The organism is Edaphobacter acidisoli, from assembly GCF_014642855.1.
GTDB classification, from domain to species: domain Bacteria; phylum Acidobacteriota; class Terriglobia; order Terriglobales; family Acidobacteriaceae; genus Edaphobacter; species Edaphobacter acidisoli.
The window spans coordinates 49,672-68,143 of sequence record NZ_BMJB01000002.1 but is presented as its reverse complement, the minus strand read 5'-3'; the positions used below and the strand labels follow the sequence as shown (position 1 = coordinate 68,143).

Genomic DNA, 18,472 nt, shown 5'->3' with positions numbered 1-18,472 from the left:
ATTTTGCATTGAATGGTTATTTAGAAGCAGCGAATGGGACGGTAAAAAATCATGAAAAAAGATGAATTTTTGCTCAGGAGCCTGCGTCCGGAGCAGCAACGTTATTAAGGATGCGCTGCACGAAGATGATACGGATGTGGATGCGAGTGGCTACGTCAGGCAGAAACTCAGTGAGCAAATTATTGGCTGGGTCGGTGGCGATGCCGGTAAGGGTGCGGGCCAGGGTGGACTCTGCGTTGGGGTGAATCCCAGGGACGTACAGGTTGCTGATCTCGGAATTGATGCCGTAGGTGAGCAGCGAGGCATAGTTCGGAATCGGGTCGCCGGCATCGTTGCGCGAAATCACGGTGCGTGAGATGGAGTAAAGGATGCGCCGGGGAATGCTAGCGTGAGGCATCCGGTAGTAGCGCGGGTCCTGACGCACGAGCGCCGGGATAGCAAAGACGCCGAAGAACTGACCGGTCGCGTCCTGCGCCAGGCTGACGCCGACGATCTTGCCATAGCCCTTCCAACCCGGGCCGTAAGCTGTGTGCGAATCAATCCCGATGGTGATGGCCGAGATGCCCGCGATGGTGCCGAGGTTGGAGGGGTCGCTCAGGTCGTGCAGCGCGAGATACCCCTTCTGCTGCCACGTCATGGGAATGGCGACGTTGGTGTTGAGGAATCGCTGATACGGGTAGACCAGCTCGCTGCAGGGCTTGGGTATCTGGTTCACGCGGCGCGGGTCGAAGTAGACAACCTTCATCGACGAAAAAATTCCGCACGAGTGCGCGCCGTCACCGGTCTTCTTGAACGACTCCTCGGCTACAACAACGACATCCTCTTGGCCGGAATTGACTGCGCTGGGCGCGTCGGGAAGCTGGCTGGAGATGGAGGACGAGGACGCTTGTGCGGGAGCTGGCGGCGTCGTCTGGGCCCAGGCGAGCGTGGACAGTGGCAACGCCAGAGATAGCATCCAACGCATCAACGCAATTCGCTCCATTCCCATTTCAACACTAGCAGCAAAAAAACTACTCTGCCTTCTTCAGATGAACAGCATGCAATACGTCATCGAGGAACTCGTCGGCGACAAACCCCAGGGCCGCCCCGCCGAGCGAGGTAGCAAAGGTTCGGGAGACGCCGCCAAAGCTGGTGTTGCGCGCCGGGTAATAGGTCACGGTGAGCGCAGCTCCGCCTGCGTGACCAACCAGCAAAGCGTAGTTCGGAGTTGCACGCCCCTCGTCGGTTCGTGTAACGAAGACGCGAGTTGCAGCATAGACACCGCGCTGAATGATCCCGTGGCCGGGGCCCATCCGGTAGTAACGCGGGTCCTCGTGAAAGACGGGCGCAAAGACGGATTTGCTGAATACCGTTTCGCTGATGTCGCGCACAGCGGAAGCACCGAGACGTTGGCCGAATGCGCCTTTGTCGGTACCGTAATTGGGGCTCCGGTTGATCAACTGCGACCAGCCCGCCGAAGCAATCCATGCAACCTGCGAGGGAGGGTAAACGGAGTCGCGAAGGCCGCCAAGAGCCTTGTCGAATATGGTGAGCCGCGGTGCCGTTTCATCTGGACTAATCGTCATCCCATACCAGGGTGCGCGACGAGTGGCGGGAGTTGGAGCGTTCGGAAGCGCCGAGTCCGCTGAAGGCGACGCGCTGCTCGAGACGGATTGAGCGTATCCGAGCGATGCAATCGGAATGGTCAGCCCAAGCAGCAAAGTGCGGGCAAACCTGGTCGCAAAAAGTACCAATGAGTCGCCTCAGAGAAAGAAATTCGATCACATCAAAACAAAATCTTGACCGCTGAATCAATGCGCCTGCAACAAAGACGCCATTGAATTGCTTGAGGTTGTATTCCATCGCACGCGTTACCACATCGGCACCAGCACGCGGAATAACGCGCCGGATGCGTTGACCGGCATTTTTCCACATCTACATAATGAGAGAGCCGAGGTGACGCATGGCGAACGAGACAAATCGAGGATGGGGCCAGATCTTCAGCGAAGCAGGCACACGCGCCGAAGAAGACCTGCGCCGACTGATTCAGCACATCAACGATGAGATCGTGCCAGAGGTGCGGCGCAATGGACCTGACGCGCTGCGCCGCGCTGCCGCTGAGCTCGAAAAGCTCGCAGACCGCATGGACGCGAACTCGCGCACGCAACCGCCAACAGGTGCGGCGAAGCCTTGAGGCACGCCCGCCTGCTTCCCGGAGTGGCACTCGCGGTGTCCGCGCTGGCCGTGAGCGGTTGCCATCGCGAGACGGCGCGTGCGTACAACCCGCCGCCTCCGCCCGCGATTCGTTCGACACCGAGCTATCCGTCCACGACGCAGCCTGCGCCATCAGAAGAAGGCTCCGCCACAGCGCCTGCCGAGATTCCGCGCAGCTACGGCAAACCGATCATGACCGAAGTCGGGCTTGCAAGCTGGTACGGGCCTCCGTACGCGGGGCGCAAGGGCGCCGACGGCAAGATCTACGACCAGAACGCCATGACCGCTGCGCACCTGACGCTTCCGCTGGGCACGATCGTGCGCGTCACGAACCTCGCCAACGGCGAATCTGCCGTCGTCAAGATCACCGACCGCGGGCCGTTCGTGCGCGGACGCATCATCGACCTGTCGCTTGCCGCAGCGAAGGCGACGGGCGTTTACCGCGCCGGTGTTGCGAAGGTTCGGCTGGAGGCATTTGCGCCGCCGGACCAGGCAGCCGCCGATCCCGCTGGACGCTGGTGCGTGCAGGTTGGAGCATTCGCGCGTGAGAAGGACGCCATCGCCCTGAAAGAGCAGCTGATGCGCCGCTACCGGACAGCGAAGGTGATCGAGTTCCCCGGACCCACCGGCTATTGGGTTCGCGTGAACCCGAGGTATCCCGACAAGAACACGGCAACCGAGGTCGCCGACGGCATCCATCCGCGCGATCCCGCCGCGCAACCATTCCTCATCCGCACAAATTAAATCCGCCGCTACTTCTCCGGCAGAGCAGGCGGAGGATAGTACGGAAGCTTCTGCTGCTCCTCTGTGGCGCGCTTGATGCCGATGTCGTCGAACAACAGGCTGGGCGCGATAGTTGTGCTTGGGACAGCGCCGAGCGACTGCGAGACGAAGGGATCGTTGCCCGCAGCGATGATGTCCGAACGCAGGCTGCGCGTATCGAGTTCGTCGAAGGCCGCTCCACGCACAAGCTGGCGTGTGCCGTCGGCATGCACGAGATAGAGCACACGCGGCTGAAACGGGCCGCCCAGCGTCTGCACATAATACACATCGTGGCCCTGGTCTTTCGCCATGGAGAGCAGCCGCTTGTTCAGCTCCTCAGGCGAAAGCGGCTGACTCGATTTGACAACGAGCACGCTGCTGGAAGGATGCGCATCTCCTCCAGGAGCGGCGCGGCCGTGGCCATTCGAAGCAGGAAAGTCGCGGATAGGCTCGCGGCCGATGAGGTAGTTTTCAAGCGTGCCGTTGACGGCAACGTTGACCGTCTGCGCCGGCACGCCTTCATCGTCGATGGTGTAGGCGCCCATCAGCGCATGACCGGCGTACTTCGCCTCCAGCGGGTTGTCGGTGACGCTGAGGAAGTCCGGCAGCACGCGCGACTTGTAGCTGGCCGCATAGGCGCCGTTGGTGCGTGCGGTCGTGCCCATCGCCGGACGCGTGCCGAGGATGTTCGGCATGAAGAGGTGGCTGAAGACATCAGAGGCAGCGTCCCCACTCATCAGCACAGGGCCGTGATAGTCGTCGGCAGAGACGAGTGGAGCTTTGCGCAGTGCCTCGAAGCTCTCGATATCGTCGATGACACGCTTGCGAAACGCCGGCCAGCTTTCAAGGTCCCTGGCGTCCACAGCGGTCGTGCCGTTATCGCGGCTCAACTGCATTCCATCGGGAGCCTGCCCGCCCACGCTGATCATTCCGCTGTAGCCGGTATAGCCCTGACGCAGCGCCGTGCCTTCGGTGTTGACCACGTAGCGGTTGAGAGCAATCGCGCGGATGTTCGCGGTCGAGTACTGCACGTCGTTGGCATAACCGCGCACTGTGGGATCAGTCGCATAGAGGCCGCTGGCCTGGATGATGCGCCTCTTCCACTCCGCACGGTCGAGGTCCAGCGAGACCAGCGGACCGATGTGCGCGACCGGCTTCTCTTCGGCAAAGTCATGCTCGGGCCGCGTCGATTGATACTGTTTGAGCGCAGCCTGCTTGGCTGCATAAGCGCGCAGCGCGCCCTTGTAGGCCGTGTCGGTGGCGATCCACAGCGCATAACGCAGCGCCTCGGGATTGTTGTCTTCAGGAGCGAGCGTGACGCTGCCGTCGCCGCGGCCTGTGCTGCTGTCGGAGGTGTAATCGCCGACCCGCACAATCACGCGCACAACGCGGGCATGGTTCGCCTCTTCGCTCGTCAGCGCGCCGTAGTTGGCGACGGCTTCATAGGCGGTAAGGTCGTCGAGCCTGTACTCGATGAAGTAAGGACGCTGCATCCCCGTCAGCACAAGATCGGCCTTCTCGCGGGCGAGCTCCGTCTTCATCGCCTTCAGCAGCACGTCTTCTGTGCTGTGAGCGGTGCTTCCGTGAGTGGTAGTGCCGTGAGCAGAAGCGCTGTGAACAGGCTTCTGCGCGACAGCATTATTTGTAACCCCAGCGGTAGCAAATAGAACCGAGGCCGCTACAGCCAGCCAGCACTTCCCTGCAACTCTCGATGAAAATCGTCCGCTCATAGGCCACCCTTTCCGGTTGATGCTGGGTTCTCCGCTCCGGGCGGGGGAAGAATCGGCGGACGCGCTGTTCCCTGCGCCTGCTTCTGCGTCTCAATCTCGCTGACCAGCATTGCCGGTGCCACTGCGCTTACAGGAATGCTGCCTGACTCCGCGCCGCAGATGCCATTGAAGACCTGCTGCTTGTCGCCTGTCGCCATGATGCGCAGCAGCGCCGCCTGCGGCGTCCCCACAATGCTCACACCGCGCACCAGCTCGTCCGGACGGCCATCGACATACACGCGATAAACGACCAGCGGGATGACCTGAAACGCCTGTGGCGAGCGGCGCGTGGTGACGGCGAAGCCCGACGAGATGTCCTCGAAGAAGAGCCCGTACGCCTTGCCCTGCTTCTTTGCTTCCGCCTTGAGCATCTCGCGCAGATCGGCGTCCGAGACGGTCTTCGACGAGCTGACAATCAGGTTGCCCTGACGGCCCGTCGGCATGTGGCCCACTTCCGCGCGGCCGTGTCCGTTGCTGCTTGCAAAGCTGGCGATAGGCAGCCGCGACATCAGGAAGCTGTCGAGCACTCCATCCTTGATCAGATCGACGCGCTCGGCTGGCTGGCCTTCGTCGTCGTAGTCGTAGTGGCCGCTCAGAACAGTGCCGTCGAAGGTAGCCATCGTCGGGTCGTCGGCGACGCTGATGAACGTCGGCAGTATCTGCTTGCCGACCATCTTCGTGAAGGTCTGGCCCTCTTCATCGCCGCGCTGGCGCTGCCCTTCGAGCCGGTGCCCCAGCACCTCGTGGAAGAAGACCGCCGCGGCGCGTCCGCTCAGGATCGCCGGGCCGTTGTAGGGTTCGGTCACGGGAGCAGCACGCAGCGCTGCAAGGCTCTTCGCGAGGTCGTTGACTTTGGCGACGAGGGTCGCCTGGTCAGGCAGATGCTCCGCGTCTTCTGCCTCAAACGTCTGGTCGCGGAAGAGGTCCATCCCGTCGGCTGCACGCGTGCGGGCAACGATCACCAGCCGCGCCGTGTGGCTGGGTGTGGCCGTCTTCGTGCCCTCGGACGAGACGTAGTAGTCCGTCTCCGAGCTGACTTGAAGCGCAACCGTATTGAAGAAGACATCCGGGTACTGCTTGAAGATGCCCGAAAGCTCGCGCAACCGCGTCTCCCACGCTGCGCGGTCCACACTGAGCGGCGCGGCAGGTGGCAGCATCCCGGTCACAGGCTTCTCGGTCGAGAAGTCCGGCGAGGTGTCATCTTCTTTCGCGCGAACCTGCTGATCGGTCTTCACCTGAAGATAAGCGTCCAGCGCCTTGCCATAGCCGCGATTCGTTGCGAACCACAAGGTGTGCGCGATTGCCTCAGGATCGTCCGTCAGGGGCAGCTGCACGGTCGTGAGCGCGCTGTTGCGGTGGTCGCCGTGCGTGTTGTCTTCGGCGGGCGCGCCGACGCGCACCTGCACATCAGCGTAGCGGCGATGGCTCTCGTTCGAGGCGGTAATCGCGCCAAACTGCGAGGCGATGGCAACATCGTCTGCATCGGCCACGGAATAGCTGAGGAAGTAAGGCTTCGGCTGTGCGCCGTCCGCCCCCGTGCTGCCCAGCGAGCTCATCGCGCGATGCAGCTCCGCTTCCATCGTGTCCACCAGGACCGTGTTTGTCGCCGCAGCTGGCTTCGCCGCCGCGAAGACAACACGCGCAGGCAGCAACATCGACACCAAGGCAAGGCCGGCCAATCCTGCACCGGCAACCGTCATGCTTTTTCTATTCATGAGATGAGAAACTCGTTTCGCTTACGGAAAATACGACTGTTCGTGAGTGTATCGAATGTCTTTCACGTTGCGCTGCTCAAAGCCAATCTTTGGAGCAAATCTTTCTTATGAAGACGCGCTCCGGCAGGACTTTGTTGCGGCGCGGAGTGTTTTGGCGATATCTTTGCACGGCAGCAGCCTTCTTTCGAGACTGCAGACGCCCGCTGAGAAACCGTGCATGAAGAGACTCCGGCCCATCCTGCTCCTGCTCGCCGTACTTGCGGCCAGCTTCGCCAAACCAGCCCACGCGCAGAATGCCCCCACAGTGCGGGCGTCACAGCAGACAAGCCAGAGCGCAGCCGCCTATTCCCTGCCCCCGGACAAGCTGAAGCAGGCCATCGACTACTCGCGCGTGCGCGTGGTGCTCGGCTTCGCCGAGAGCGGCTGGGGCATCCTGCAACTCGTCCTGATCCTCGCGCTCGGCATCGCCGCCTGGATGGAGCGCGTGGCCGTCGGAGCCAGCGGCAATCGCTGGGCGCAGGGTTTTCTGTTCACGTTCCTGCTCCTTCTGATCATCACCATCCTCACGCTACCGCTCGATATGATTGGCCACCACGAAGCCGTTGCCTACGGCCAGTCCGTGCAAGGCTGGGGAAGCTGGTTCGGCGATCAGGCCAAGAGCTTCGGCCTCACCTTCGTGCTGGGCGGGCTGTTTGTCATGCTGCTCTTCTGGGTGATGCGCAAATCGCCCCGCCGCTGGTGGTTCTGGTTCTGGATACCAGCAATCGCAGCCGTCATCTTCGGCGTATTTATCTCACCGGTGCTGATTGATCCGCTCTTCTACAAATTTCAGCCACTCGAAAAGACCGATCCAACGCTGGTAGCGCAGCTCGAACAGGTGGTCCAACGTGGCGGCATCAGCATTCCGCCAGATCATATGTTTTTGATGCAGGCCAGCGCCAAGGTGACTGGATTGAACGCCTACGTCACGGGAATCGGCCCCTCTAAACGCGTCGTTGTATGGGATACAACCATTCAAAAGGCAACCCCGAACGAGATTCTGTTCATCTTTGGTCACGAGATGGGACATTACGTTCTCGGCCACATCCGCGCAACGATCGAGTTCTCGGCCGCACTGCTTCTCATCGAGTTCTACCTGATGTATCTCGCCACCGGATGGCTGATTCGCCGCTACGGGCCGGCCTGGGGCGTGCCCTCGCAACACGACTGGTCCGCGCTCGTCGTCCTCGTGCTCGTGCTCTCCATCCTCTCATTCGTGAGCGAGCCAATTTTCAACAGCTACAGCCGCATCCAGGAGCACGCCGCCGACGTCTATGGACAGGAGGCCATTCACGGCATCGTCGCCGACCCGCAAACCACGGCCCAGCAAGCCTTCCAGTTGCTGGGTGAAACCTCACTCGTCAATCCCAGTCCAAACCGCTTCGTCGAGTTCTGGACCTTCAGTCACCCGTCCATCAGCGAACGGGCCGCCTTCGCGGCGACCTACAACCCTTGGCTCCCAGGCCATCACCCGAAGTACTTCCAACATTGAAGCAAGAAAGACCGGCCCACATGTCACATGACTGTCTGTTCTGTAAGATCATCGCAGGCACCATCCCAGCCAATCGTGTCTATGAAGACGAGTACTGTATTGGCTTTCCCGACATCAACCCGCAGGCTCCCACACATCTGCTGATCATTCCCAAACAGCACATCGCCTCACTGGCCAAGGCTGACCCCGAGCACAAGCCGCTGGTCGGCCACCTGATGTCTGTCGCCACACAGATTGCACGCAGCCACAAGCTCGACAACGGCTACCGCGTCGTCGTCAACACAGGCGACCACGGCGGCCAGACGGTCCACCACCTGCACCTGCACCTGCTCGGTGGACGCCCCATGGCATGGCCTCCAGGTTAATCCTCCAGACGCAGCAACGCGGCAACGGAAAACTCCGCGCCGCGCGATGATGCTGTTCCATCGAACAATTACTGGTTGAAGTTCGTCTCTTCCTCTTCCTCGAACCCATAGCGGCGAAGCAGATTGGGAAGGTTCTGCGAGAACGCCGCACGCGGCATCACCGTATCGCAACCAGCCTCCACCGCCTTTGCCTTCAGGTCGCCCTGCAGGTGCGAGAGGAAGCCGATAATCGAGGTGCTCCGCTTCAGCTTTGCCTTCAGCTTGGGAATCAGCGTCAGCGGCTTGGCATTGGCGTTGTTCAGATCGAAGACAATCAGGCCCGCGCGGTCATCTTCCTCGGCGCCGATCAGACCGGCAACGACATCCTTATCGTTCTTGACGAAGGCCACCTTGACGCCGAGCTTACGCGCCGTCTCCTGAATCTTCGCGGTGATGAACAGGTCTTCGATAAAGAAGTAAATCTTCGTAGGAGCGCCTTCAGGAATCGGAATCGCGCGGCCCTGCGAGTAGTCGATGGGCTGCGAGTCGCCCTGATAGCCGCCGCGTCCGCCCGAGCGGCCCTGGTAATTTCCATTCATGCCGTCGATGGTCGAAGGCGGCGCATCGGCGAAGTTGCCATTCACAGCGCGATAGCTGTGGTCCATGGGGCCGACAAAGCCGCGCGATCCACGCTGCTGTTGCTGCTTGCCGCCTTTGCGCTTGTAACCCGAGACGACGTTGCCGGGCTGGTGCGTGTCATGGCTGCGGAAGCCGTTGCCCTGGTTGTCGCCGCCACCGCGCGGTCGGTCACGGTCGCGGAACTTCTTCTTCCACCGCTTGCCGCCGGCGTTTTGACCGTGCTGGTCCTGGTTATGCTGCTGTCCCTGCGGCTGCGCCGCAGCTTGAATCTGTCCCACGGGCTGGTCGCCTGCCTGTGGCGCTCCGCCCTGCTGTCCCTGGCCATCCGAAGCCGTCTTGTTCTTGCGCTTGCGGCGGCGGCGCCGGCTGCTCTTGGACTGTCCCATGCCATGCTGCGCGGGCTGGCCGGAAAACTGGACGTTACCGTCCTGCTGGTCGTTGGATTGGGATATTGCCGGCCCCTGGTGCGATGGCACTTCGGGTACGTTCTGCTCTGAAGTCATGCTTCCACTTCCTGTTGCTGCGTTCATTAAGCGCAATGCGCGGGTTCTTCCACGCTAAAAGGCCATCCGCTCACCACAATCGGGGTGGGGCGCGAACCAATCCGGTATTTCAGCGTCGGAGGAAACGGTCTCAATTTTTACTCAAACAGACATCTTCTGCTTCTATTAGCGGCGGCCAACTGGACTCGACACCAGCTATCCAAAGCCGGTAACTGCCAGCTACGCAGCCCGAAACGCCTTACTGGCGTTTCCTTCACCCTCACCTGTATACGACAGAGCTCCGAACCATCCGGATTCGCCTGAATCTTGTGTCGGCTGCAAGTCTATATAGACCAATCTCGCCCGTTGCTGCCACACAAGGATCGGCACCCACGGCCGCTCCACTAGGCAAGACCTAGCCTACGCGCAAACCAGAAGCTTGGCAAGAGCTGTTTGGAGTGATCAAGCCTGGCCCCGAAACCTGCTCTACGGGAAGGAGCAAACCTCGGGTGCGGGCAACGAGAACCACCGGGCGAATCCTGACAAATCCTGAATAGTCGAAGACCGCTTCCAGTGAAGCGGTCTTCGCATTAATGGCCATCACTGGCCTCCCGAAAAAGCTTCCCGTCTGGGAAGCAACCTCGAAGCCGGGGTCATACCTTCTTTTGGGTATGACATCGCACGTGCCGAGGAAGCTTGCTGCACTCTCTGACTTGAGATGCAATACATTAGAGCAATTTAATCTCCAAACTCCGAGGGCCGCCTCTGCATCACTTACAGACCATCCATCCCCCTGATCCGTCCAAAAACAGAAAATCGGATAGGTCAAAGTTCCAAATTCTGGAGATCGCCTCGCAAGATTCTTGTTTGACCGCCCCACACCGCAGCCCTATAATCTGATGTGTTCCGGCAGACCCGCTTTTTTTCACCTGTCCGTTTCGTTCAGCGACAGGAGGGACGAAGTTGTAGATGTCGCCTTGTCATGGTGCATCGCAAAAGGTCCTGGGAACAGGCTTGTAAGGCCATACAACATGTGCGCCTGAGGCCGGATTATTCTCGATTGATCGCCGAAGGAGCACCACACCGCACATGAATCGCAAGCTAGCTTTTGTCTCCGCCATAGGTGCGGGACTGATGATGGCCACAGTCGCCGTGGCCCAGACCGCCGGACCACAAGCCTCCGCAGCCGCACCCGCCGCAGCTCCTTACGCTGGCCCCTCCAAGATCGCCATCATTGAATACGAACAGGTGGCCGCAGCAACCAACGAAGGACAGCAAGCACTCCAGGGCCTGCAGAAGAAGTACGAGCCGAAGAAGGACGCTCTCCAGTCGCTCGCACAGGAGATCGACACGCTCAAGAAGCAGCTGCAGAGCGCTCCCGCCACCATGACCGATGACGACCGCGCTGCCCGCGCACGCGATATCGACACCAAAGAGAAGCAGCTGCAGCGCGACTCAGACGATGCCTCCGCCGCCTACAACGCTGACGTGCAGGACGCGCTCGGCAAGATCGCCAAGAAGGTCGGTCCGGTCGTTCTCAAGTATGTTCAGGCGAACGGCTACACCATTTTGTTGAACAACACCGGTGCACAGGGCGGGCTCGACGTGATGTGGACCGTCAACGGCACGGATATCTCGCAGGCCGTGGTTGATGCCTATAACGCTCAATCCGGAGTTGCCGCGCTGCCGCCATCGGCTCCGACCGCGCACACCCCAGCCGCCGCGGCCCACCACACCACCACGAAGTAAGACTCAACCTGGAAGACATCTCGAAGGAGCAACACCTCGCATGAACCGCAATCTCGTACTCATCTCCGCCCTCAGCGCCGGCCTCATGACGGCCGCCGCTGGTGTGGCTCAGACCGCAGCGCCCGCCGTTCCCTCCGCGCCGCGGCCCGCAGCCGCAGAAGCAGCCCCGCAGGCTGTTCCTGCAAAGATCGCCTTGATCGCATTCGAGCAGGCCGTCTTCGCTACCAACGAAGGACAGCAGGCCGTTCAGGCCGTCCAGAAGAAGTACGAGCCGAAGAAGGCCGAGATCGACTCGCTCTCGAAGGAAGTTGACTCGCTCAAGAAAGAGCTTCAGAGCGCGCCCGCGACCATGACCGACGCTCAGCGTCAGGTTAAGGTCAAGGCGATCGACGCTAAGGAGAAGAGCCTGACCCGCGAAGCCGAAGAGGCTCAGTCTTCCTACAACACCGATCTCCAGGAGGCCTACGGCCAGGTCGCCCAGAAGGTCGCTGTCGTGGCAAAGAAGTACGCCTCCGACAACGGCTTCACCATGCTGATGGACGTCTCCAGCCAGGCCAGCAACATTATGTGGATTGGCCCCAACATCGACGTGACCAAGGCTGTGGTTGAGGCCTACAACGCCTCCGCGCCGCTGCCCGCCGCAGTCGCTCCTGCGCCCGCGCACACGGCCGCTCCGACCACCAAAAAATAGTACGCAGTGCAGTATCAGGGAGACCTCAATGAGGTCTCCCTTTTTGTCTGTCATTTTCACGGGAAAGCACAGCCATCTGTGGAAAATTCTGTGGATCATTTTCCCCGCTTCACTTGAAACTGTGCAGATTTCAGGTAACACAGCAAGTTGCAGTCCAAAAAACCATGCTGCAACCATCTGCAAATAAGCTAGTTACTGACAGGCACCAGGCTGGAACAGCATTTTCGTCACCCCGGCGGGCAAGTATCTCTTGCATAAGCGGTTTCCACAGGTTTTTGTTACATCCTGGTTACAACCCGGTGTCTCCAATTCGCAACAGGCATAGATTCGCCGCCGTGGCTGGTGTGATAGCTACTCTTCCCCGACCTTCAGGACGGCCAGGAAGGCCTCCTGCGGGATATCGACCTTGCCGATGCGCTTCATGCGCTTCTTGCCTTCTTTCTGTTTTTCGAGCAGCTTGCGTTTGCGGCTGATGTCGCCGCCGTAGCACTTGGCAATGACGTTCTTGCGCATGGCCGTGACGGTCTCGCGCGCAACGATCTTCGACCCAATCGCCGCCTGAATCGCCACCTCGAACATCTGCCGCGGAATCAGCTCACGCATCTTCGACACCAGCGCCTTGCCGCGCTCGTACGCAAAATCGCGGTGCACAATGATCGACAGCGCATCGACCGGCTCGCCCGAAACCAGAATATCCATCTTCACCATCGGCGACACCCACGTCCCAGCCAGGTGATAGTCCAGCGAAGCGTAGCCGCGTGAGACCGACTTCAGCCGATCGTAGAAGTCGAGCACAATCTCATTGAGCGGAAGCTCGTAGGTCAGCATCACGCGCGTCTCCGAGACGTACTCGAAGTTCTGCTGCCGCCCGCGCTTGTCTTCCACCAGCTTCAAGATGCCGCCGACATACTCTTCGTTCGTCAGAATCTTCGCCGTAATCACCGGCTCTTCGATCTGCTCGATCTCCGACGGGTCAGGCCAGCGCGAAGGATTGTCCACCTCGACCACCTTACCGTCGGTGAGCGTGATCTTGTAGCGCACGCCGGGCGCGGTCGTGATCAGGTCGAGGTTGTACTCACGCTCCAGCCGCTCCTGAATAATCTCCAGATGCAGCAGGCCAAGAAAGCCGCAGCGAAAACCGAAGCCCAACGCAACCGAAGACTCCGGCTCGAACGTAAACGAGCTGTCATTCAGCCGCAGCTTTTCAAGCGCATCGCGCAGCAGCGCATGCTCATGCGAATCGACCGTGTAGAGCCCGGCGAAGACCATGCTCTTGATGTCTTCAAAGCCCGGCAGCGGCTCAGCACAAGGCCGCTCGGCGTCGGTAATGGTGTCGCCCACCTTCGTGTCGGCAACATTCTTGATCGTCGCGACAAAGAATCCCACCTCGCCCGCCGAAAGCTCAGTCAGCTCGACCGGCTTGGGCGTCATCACACCCATGCTCTCAATGTCGAAGACCTTGCCGTTCGACATGACCTTGATCTTCATGCCCTTGCGCAGCGTGCCGCTGACGACACGCGCCAGCACAATCACGCCGCGATACGGATCGAACCAGCTATCGAAGATCAGCGCCTGCAGCGGAGCTTCGGGATCGCCCTTGGGCGGCGGCAGCAGATGCACTACAGCCTCAAGAATCTGCTCAACGTTCTGCCCCGTCTTCGCCGAAACCGGAATCGCATCGCTCGCCGGCAGCCCGACCGACTTCTCGATCATCTCCTTCGTGCGCTCGATGTCCGCCGAGGGCAGGTCAATCTTGTTGATGATGGGAATAATCTCCAGCCCATGCGAGATGGCGAGATACGCATTCGCCAGCGTCTGCGCCTCGACGCCCTGCGACGCATCGACCACCAGCAGCGCGCCTTCGCACGAAGCCAGCGAGCGCGAGACCTCATAGCTGAAGTCCACGTGGCCCGGCGTGTCGATCAGGTTCAGCTGATACGTCTGGCCGTCCTCGGCCTTGTACATCATGCGGACGGTGTGGGCCTTGATCGTGATGCCGCGCTCGCGCTCCAGGTCCATGGCATCGAGCACCTGGGCCTGCATCTCGCGCGAAGTCAGCGAGCCGGTCAACTCCAGCAGACGGTCCGAGAGCGTGCTTTTGCCGTGGTCAATATGCGCGATGATCGCGAAGTTGCGAATGTGGTTTGGATCCATTGTGTAGCTGGAAGGCCTCAATCTCCATGTTAACATCTGTGCGTTGCCGGCAGGCGTGCAACAGCGGCGTGAAATAGCACGTTCAGCCGAGATTCAGCGACAGCGAGGGCACAGGTCAAGGTGAGTCCAAACCGGCACGAAAGTTCGACAGCAAAGAACAAGACGCTCCATCCACTGACGCGGCGCAATTTTCTAGGGCAGGCGGCAATGCTCGCCGGAGCAGGCGCAGCGGCGTCCGTCGCGCCAGGAATGACCGGGCAGATCGCTGCACAAAACTCCATCGGTGGCGTGACATGGATCTCCACGACGGCAGCCTCGCGCTGGCAGCAGAAGCCGCTGCGCGGCCCGGGGTGGCAGTGGGACACGCTCGACGCCCGAGTCGCCACCGAGGCCACAGGCCCCGTCCTCGCGGGCTTTGGCGCATGCTTCAATGAGCTCGGCTGGACCGCGCTCAACGCGCTCGACAGCAGCAACCGCGACGCCATCTTCAAGGAGCTCTTCGAGCCTGGCTTCGGCGCGAGCTTCAACCTCTGCCGCATGCCCTTAGGCGCGAACGACTTCTCGCGCGGCTGGTACTCCTATGACGAGCACGACGGCGACTTTGCGCTCGATCACTTCAGCATCGCCAACGATCTCGAGACGCTGGTGCCGTTCATCAAGCAGGCGCAGCAGTACAGCCCGGACCTCGAGCTGTGGGCATCGCCCTGGAGTCCGCCCTCGTGGATGAAGCGCAACAAACACTACGCCGCGGCCATGCAGTTTATTCCCGGCCAGCCGCCAAACGGACTCACACCCGACCGCGTAGGCAAAGAAGGCACCGATCTCTTCATTCAGGATGAAAAATACTTCCAGGCCTACGCACTTTACTTCGGCCGCTTCATCGACGCCTACCGCGAGCAAGGCATCCGCGTAGGGATGGTGATGCCACAAAATGAGTTCAACTCAGCACAGCCCTTCCCCAGTTGCACGTGGACGCCCGAGGGTCTGGCACGCTTCGTGCGGCATCTTGGGCCTGAGATGGCAAAGCGCGACGTCGAAGTCTTCTTCGGCACGCTCGAGCGCGCCAACGAATCCCTGCTCAACGTCGTGCTGGCCGATCAGGACGCGGGCCGATACATCAAAGGCGTCGGCGTGCAGTGGGCGGGCAAAGGAGCCATCGCACAGATCCACCGCGACCACCCTGCGCTCACCCTCTACCAGTCGGAACAGGAGTGCGGCGACGGCAAAAATACCTGGGCCTACGCGGGCTACTGCTGGGACCTGATGAAGCACTACCTGCGCTCCGGAGCCAGCGGCTACATGTATTGGAACATCGCGCTTGTGCCCGGCGGCGAAAGCCACTGGGGCTGGCCGCAAAACTCGCTCATCACGGTCACGCCGCAGGCAAAGACCTATGCTTTCAACCACGAGTACTACGTCATGAAGCACGTCAGCCACTTCGTCCAGAAGGGCGCTCAGCGTCTTGAAGTCACCGGCACCGAAGACAACGCGCTCGCGTTCCTCAATCCAGACAAGAGCCTCGCCGTCATCCTGCGCAACGAGAGCGCGTACGAGCGTCCCGTAAACGTGGCCATCGGTGAACGAACCATCGCTGGCTCGATGGAGCCTGACTCGTTCAACACGCTGCTCGTCCGCGAAGCCTAGCGCAAGCGAACCGGATCGTCCGCAGGCGCGGTGCTCTCTCATGTTCTCCGTCGCGCAAGAAAGAGCTATTCCGGCGTGCCGAGCGTCATACAATGAGCAGTAACAATGTTTCTGGCCCCTTCCACAGTTGACCTGCGAGCAGACCTGCGCCGATGGGCGTTCCTGCTTCTTTGCGTTCCTCTGCTCTTCTCTGGCTGCAAGCAGAATGAAGCCGCAGCCCCGGGCAAGACGCCGGCGAATGCGATGGCCCCCGCCATCGGCCAGCCGTCCGGAGCAAAGCCCGCGCAGGCATCGACAGCCGCAGTGCCTTCAGCACCACAGACTGCGCAGGACGCGGCCCACGCCGCAAAGGTGCAGCACCTCATCCAGCAGGCCGAGCAGACCTACCGCCAGGGCGTCACCAGCTATCAGGCTGGACAGCTCGACGCCGCGCGCCTGAACTTCGACGCCGCCGTCGACCTCATGCTCACCAGCGGCATGGACCTCAAGAGCGACCCGCAGCTCTCCGACGAATTCGAGCGCCTGCTCGACCGCGTCAACTCGCTCGAGATGGCCTCGCTCAAGCAGGGCAACGGCTTCTCACAGCAGATCGAGGCCGCGCCGCTCGACACCGCCAACGAAGTCACCTTCCCGGCCAACGCCGCGCTGACCGCAAAACTCGAAAACGAACTCAAGACCACGCACTCCGACTTCCCGCTCGTCATCAACGACTACGTCGCCGGCTTCATCAGCTACTTCTCAAATAATCCCAAAGGCCACGCGCACCTGATTGCCTCGCTCGAACGCGCAGGCAAGTATAAGGACATGATCTCGAAGGACCTCCGCGACGCGGGCGTGCCGCAGGACCTCATGTACCTGGCCGTCGCCGAATCCGGCTTTCAGCCGCAGGCGCTCAATGCTCGCTCAGGCGCGGGCGGCATGTGGCAGTTCATGCCCACCGGAGCCTACGGCCTCGCGCGTAACGGCTGGTACGATGAACGCTTCGATCCCGAGAAAAGCTCGAAGGCATACGCCCGCTACATGAAGTCGCTCTACGATCAGTTCGGCGACTGGTATCTCGCCATGGCCGCCTATGACTGGGGCCCAGGCTACGTACAGCGCGCCGTCATGAAGACCGGCTACGCCGACTTCTGGGAGCTCTACAAACGCAACGTGCTTCCCGGCGAGACCAAGAACTACGTGCCCGGCATCATCGCCGCCATCATCATGGCAAAGAACCCAACGCAGTATGGACTCGACAAGCTCGTGCCCGACCCGCCCGTCGTCTCCGACACCGTCACGGTCGACAGCGCGATCGACCTGCGCCTCGTCGCCGACGTCACCGGCGCGCCGCTCGACGAGATCGTCGCCCTCAATCCCAGCCTGCTGCGCATGACGACACCAAACGACATGCCGTTCGACCTGCACATCCCCGTCGGCACCACAGACACCTTCCACTCGCGCATCAAAGACATTCCCGACGACAAGCGCAACACCTGGCGCTTCCACGTCGTGCGCGACGGCGAGACGCTCGACGGCATCGCAACCCAGTTCCACACCCGCGCCAGCGAGATCGCCGAAGAGAATGACATCGCCGCCGGCGACAGCGTCGATACAGGCGACGAGCTCGTCATCCCCGTCGCCAGCGTATCTGCCAGCGTGCGTCCGCAACACTACAAGACACGCCGCGGAGACACGCTCGTCACCGTCGCCGACCGCTTCGGCGTCACCGTCGAATCGCTGCGAAGGTGGAATCATCTCCGCTCCAACACGCTTCCGTCAGGAAAATATTTAACCGTCGCCGAACCCATCCGGCTGGCCCCGCACAGCCGCACACGCCGGCGCTCCTCGCACACGCGCGCTTCCTCACGCACGCGAAAGACCGCGATCCACGCGGATCCGGAGCACACCAGCACACATCACACAAAGTCGAAATCGCACACGACTACCAAATCGAGCTCGTCCAAAAAGAAACACAAAGCTGTTCGATAAGCTACCAGGCTAAAAAGAATGCTTGCCTTCGCTGGCGCGTAGATGCATCCTGTTGCTAGAATCTCGTGCCGGGCAGTAAAGGGCCATTTTCACAGCATCGTATTTTGAGCAGACGAAGTCGAGCGAAAGAGACATAAGCGGAGCGAGGGAAAACAGCGATGATGTTTGACGACACGATCAAGATTTATGCAGCGCCTGACGATGATCTCTTCGGCGATGGACACGAAGACAACGATCTCGCACGCGGCTTCGATGATGACGAAGAAGAAGAGGTCACGATGACCTCAGAGGAAGACGACTACGCCGATGAAATCCGCCCGGTAGAGATTGAAGTCGTTCGCGAGACGGCCGTCTACACGCCGCCGCCACCGGCCCCAGTCGCCGCCGCGCCAGCGAAGAAAGCTGCTCCGGCAAAGAAGAAGACTCCTGCCAAGAAAGCGGCGAAGAAAGCCGCCAAGAAGGCAGTGAAGAAAGCTCCAGCGAAAAAGGCCGCAAAGAAAGCGGCAAAGAAGGCTGCTCCGAAGAAAGCAGCGAAAAAGAAATCAGGTTCTACCGCGAAGAAGGCCGTAGCCCGTCGCGGTGGCAAGGCCGCCTTGAAAAAGGTGTCCGTCAAGAAGGGCACGGCGCGCAGTAAAAAATCAACAACGAGAGGTACTAAATTGGCAACGAAGAAAGCAGCAAAAAAGGCAACGAAGAAGGCAGTGAAGAAGGCTCCTGCTAAGAAGGCGGCGAAGAAGGCCCCCGCGAAGAAGGCCGCCAAGAAGGCTGCAAAGAAGAAGTAGTCTTAACCCTTAAGGCAAGCAAATAGGCCCGGACTCTCGAAAGAGA

16 protein-coding genes are annotated in these 18,472 nt (G+C 60.7%); 9 read left to right on the top strand and 7 right to left on the bottom strand.

All coding sequences use genetic code 11. The features are described 5' to 3' along the window. Positions 1–73: 73 nt before the first annotated feature. From IEX36_RS13355 to IEX36_RS13345, 3 genes are read right to left on the bottom strand one after another with little or no spacing between them, the layout of a single operon-like run. Entirely contained in the window at positions 74–964 is an 891-nt protein-coding gene (locus IEX36_RS13355; protein WP_188760068.1) for a hypothetical protein, read from the bottom strand. A 46-nt stretch (positions 965–1,010) separates the two neighbouring features. Next, positions 1,011–1,565, bottom strand: a complete 555-nt coding sequence (locus IEX36_RS13350) for a hypothetical protein (RefSeq protein ID WP_188760067.1) — start codon at positions 1,563–1,565, stop codon at positions 1,011–1,013. After that, positions 1,555–1,914 carry a hypothetical protein gene (locus IEX36_RS13345; protein ID WP_188760066.1) on the bottom strand — a complete coding sequence of 120 codons (360 nt, stop codon included), beginning with the start codon at positions 1,912–1,914 and terminating at the stop codon, positions 1,555–1,557. Before IEX36_RS13345 ends, IEX36_RS13350 begins: the two co-directional genes overlap by 11 nt. A 28-nt stretch (positions 1,915–1,942) precedes the next feature. On the opposite strand from IEX36_RS13345, the gene IEX36_RS13340 reads away from it, so the two are divergent. After that, positions 1,943–2,173: a hypothetical protein gene (locus IEX36_RS13340; RefSeq protein ID WP_188760065.1), complete on the top strand. Its 231-nt coding sequence runs from the start codon at positions 1,943–1,945 to the stop codon at positions 2,171–2,173. Beyond that, entirely contained in the window at positions 2,170–2,937 is a 768-nt protein-coding gene (locus IEX36_RS13335; protein WP_188760064.1) for a septal ring lytic transglycosylase RlpA family protein, read from the top strand. Before IEX36_RS13340 ends, IEX36_RS13335 begins: the two co-directional genes overlap by 4 nt. Positions 2,938–2,945: 8 nt before the next feature. Here IEX36_RS13335 and IEX36_RS13330 read toward each other — a convergent pair whose 3' ends face one another. Together IEX36_RS13330 and IEX36_RS13325 are read right to left on the bottom strand one after the other, a co-directional pair. Beyond that, positions 2,946–4,685 (bottom strand): metallopeptidase TldD-related protein, encoded by a 1,740-nt coding sequence (locus IEX36_RS13330; RefSeq protein ID WP_188760063.1) that lies wholly within the window; start codon positions 4,683–4,685, stop codon positions 2,946–2,948. Further along, positions 4,682–6,439, bottom strand: a complete 1,758-nt coding sequence (locus IEX36_RS13325; RefSeq protein ID WP_229668996.1) for a metallopeptidase TldD-related protein — start codon at positions 6,437–6,439, stop codon at positions 4,682–4,684. Before IEX36_RS13325 ends, IEX36_RS13330 begins: the two co-directional genes overlap by 4 nt. Before the next feature lie 217 nt (positions 6,440–6,656). Between IEX36_RS13325 and IEX36_RS13320 the strand changes: the two genes are divergently transcribed. Both IEX36_RS13320 and IEX36_RS13315 read left to right on the top strand, forming a co-directional pair. Continuing rightward, complete coding sequence (locus IEX36_RS13320) at positions 6,657–7,970, top strand: M48 family metallopeptidase (protein WP_188760062.1); 1,314 nt, start codon at positions 6,657–6,659, stop codon at positions 7,968–7,970. Between the two features lie 20 nt (positions 7,971–7,990). Further along, positions 7,991–8,335 carry a histidine triad nucleotide-binding protein gene (locus IEX36_RS13315; RefSeq protein WP_188760061.1) on the top strand — a complete coding sequence of 115 codons (345 nt, stop codon included), beginning with the start codon at positions 7,991–7,993 and terminating at the stop codon, positions 8,333–8,335. Between the two features lie 68 nt (positions 8,336–8,403). On the opposite strand, the gene IEX36_RS13310 is transcribed toward IEX36_RS13315, so the two are convergent. Next, positions 8,404–9,456 carry a response regulator gene (locus IEX36_RS13310; RefSeq protein ID WP_188760060.1) on the bottom strand — a complete coding sequence of 351 codons (1,053 nt, stop codon included), beginning with the start codon at positions 9,454–9,456 and terminating at the stop codon, positions 8,404–8,406. A 1,068-nt stretch (positions 9,457–10,524) separates the two neighbouring features. Here IEX36_RS13310 and IEX36_RS13305 point away from each other — a divergent pair. Beyond that, positions 10,525–11,184 carry an OmpH/Skp family outer membrane protein gene (locus IEX36_RS13305; RefSeq protein ID WP_188760059.1) on the top strand — a complete coding sequence of 220 codons (660 nt, stop codon included), beginning with the start codon at positions 10,525–10,527 and terminating at the stop codon, positions 11,182–11,184. A gap of 40 nt (positions 11,185–11,224) precedes the next feature. After that, positions 11,225–11,875: an OmpH/Skp family outer membrane protein gene (locus IEX36_RS13300; protein ID WP_188760058.1), complete on the top strand. Its 651-nt coding sequence runs from the start codon at positions 11,225–11,227 to the stop codon at positions 11,873–11,875. Between the two features lie 351 nt (positions 11,876–12,226). On the opposite strand, the gene lepA is transcribed toward IEX36_RS13300, so the two are convergent. Then, entirely contained in the window at positions 12,227–14,029 is a 1,803-nt protein-coding gene (gene lepA / locus IEX36_RS13295; RefSeq protein ID WP_188760057.1) for a translation elongation factor 4, read from the bottom strand. Between the two features lie 120 nt (positions 14,030–14,149). On the opposite strand from lepA, the gene IEX36_RS13290 reads away from it, so the two are divergent. The 3 genes from IEX36_RS13290 to IEX36_RS13280 all read left to right on the top strand — a co-directional run bounded on the left by IEX36_RS13290 (position 14,150) and on the right by IEX36_RS13280 (position 18,426). Next, positions 14,150–15,673 (top strand): glycoside hydrolase family 30 protein, encoded by a 1,524-nt coding sequence (locus IEX36_RS13290; RefSeq protein WP_229668995.1) that lies wholly within the window; start codon positions 14,150–14,152, stop codon positions 15,671–15,673. 105 nt (positions 15,674–15,778) lie between these two features. Then, the gene (locus IEX36_RS13285) at positions 15,779–17,644 is read left to right on the top strand and encodes a lytic transglycosylase domain-containing protein (protein WP_229668994.1); all 1,866 of its coding nucleotides are present in this window, start codon (positions 15,779–15,781) and stop codon (positions 17,642–17,644) included. A gap of 158 nt (positions 17,645–17,802) precedes the next feature. Further along, complete coding sequence (locus IEX36_RS13280) at positions 17,803–18,426, top strand: hypothetical protein (RefSeq protein ID WP_188760056.1); 624 nt, start codon at positions 17,803–17,805, stop codon at positions 18,424–18,426. Positions 18,427–18,472 lie beyond the last annotated feature (46 nt).

Excerpts from the sequence above, each read along its gene's own strand:
- IEX36_RS13355 (WP_188760068.1), bottom strand. The coding sequence starts at position 964 with ATGCGTTGGATGCTATCTCTGGCGTTGCCACTGTCCACGCTCGCCTGG.
- IEX36_RS13350 (WP_188760067.1), bottom strand. The coding sequence starts at position 1,565 with ATGACGATTAGTCCAGATGAAACGGCACCGCGGCTCACCATATTCGAC.
- IEX36_RS13345 (WP_188760066.1), bottom strand. The coding sequence starts at position 1,914 with ATGTGGAAAAATGCCGGTCAACGCATCCGGCGCGTTATTCCGCGTGCT.
- IEX36_RS13340 (WP_188760065.1), top strand. The coding sequence starts at position 1,943 with ATGGCGAACGAGACAAATCGAGGATGGGGCCAGATCTTCAGCGAAGCA.
- IEX36_RS13330 (WP_188760063.1), bottom strand. The coding sequence starts at position 4,685 with ATGAGCGGACGATTTTCATCGAGAGTTGCAGGGAAGTGCTGGCTGGCT.
- IEX36_RS13325 (WP_229668996.1), bottom strand. The coding sequence starts at position 6,439 with ATGAATAGAAAAAGCATGACGGTTGCCGGTGCAGGATTGGCCGGCCTT.
- IEX36_RS13320 (WP_188760062.1), top strand. The coding sequence starts at position 6,657 with ATGAAGAGACTCCGGCCCATCCTGCTCCTGCTCGCCGTACTTGCGGCC.
- IEX36_RS13315 (WP_188760061.1), top strand. The coding sequence starts at position 7,991 with ATGTCACATGACTGTCTGTTCTGTAAGATCATCGCAGGCACCATCCCA.
- IEX36_RS13310 (WP_188760060.1), bottom strand. The coding sequence starts at position 9,456 with ATGACTTCAGAGCAGAACGTACCCGAAGTGCCATCGCACCAGGGGCCG.
- IEX36_RS13305 (WP_188760059.1), top strand. The coding sequence starts at position 10,525 with ATGAATCGCAAGCTAGCTTTTGTCTCCGCCATAGGTGCGGGACTGATG.
- IEX36_RS13300 (WP_188760058.1), top strand. The coding sequence starts at position 11,225 with ATGAACCGCAATCTCGTACTCATCTCCGCCCTCAGCGCCGGCCTCATG.
- lepA (WP_188760057.1), bottom strand. The coding sequence starts at position 14,029 with ATGGATCCAAACCACATTCGCAACTTCGCGATCATCGCGCATATTGAC.
- IEX36_RS13285 (WP_229668994.1), top strand. The coding sequence starts at position 15,779 with ATGTTTCTGGCCCCTTCCACAGTTGACCTGCGAGCAGACCTGCGCCGA.
- IEX36_RS13280 (WP_188760056.1), top strand. The coding sequence starts at position 17,803 with ATGATGTTTGACGACACGATCAAGATTTATGCAGCGCCTGACGATGAT.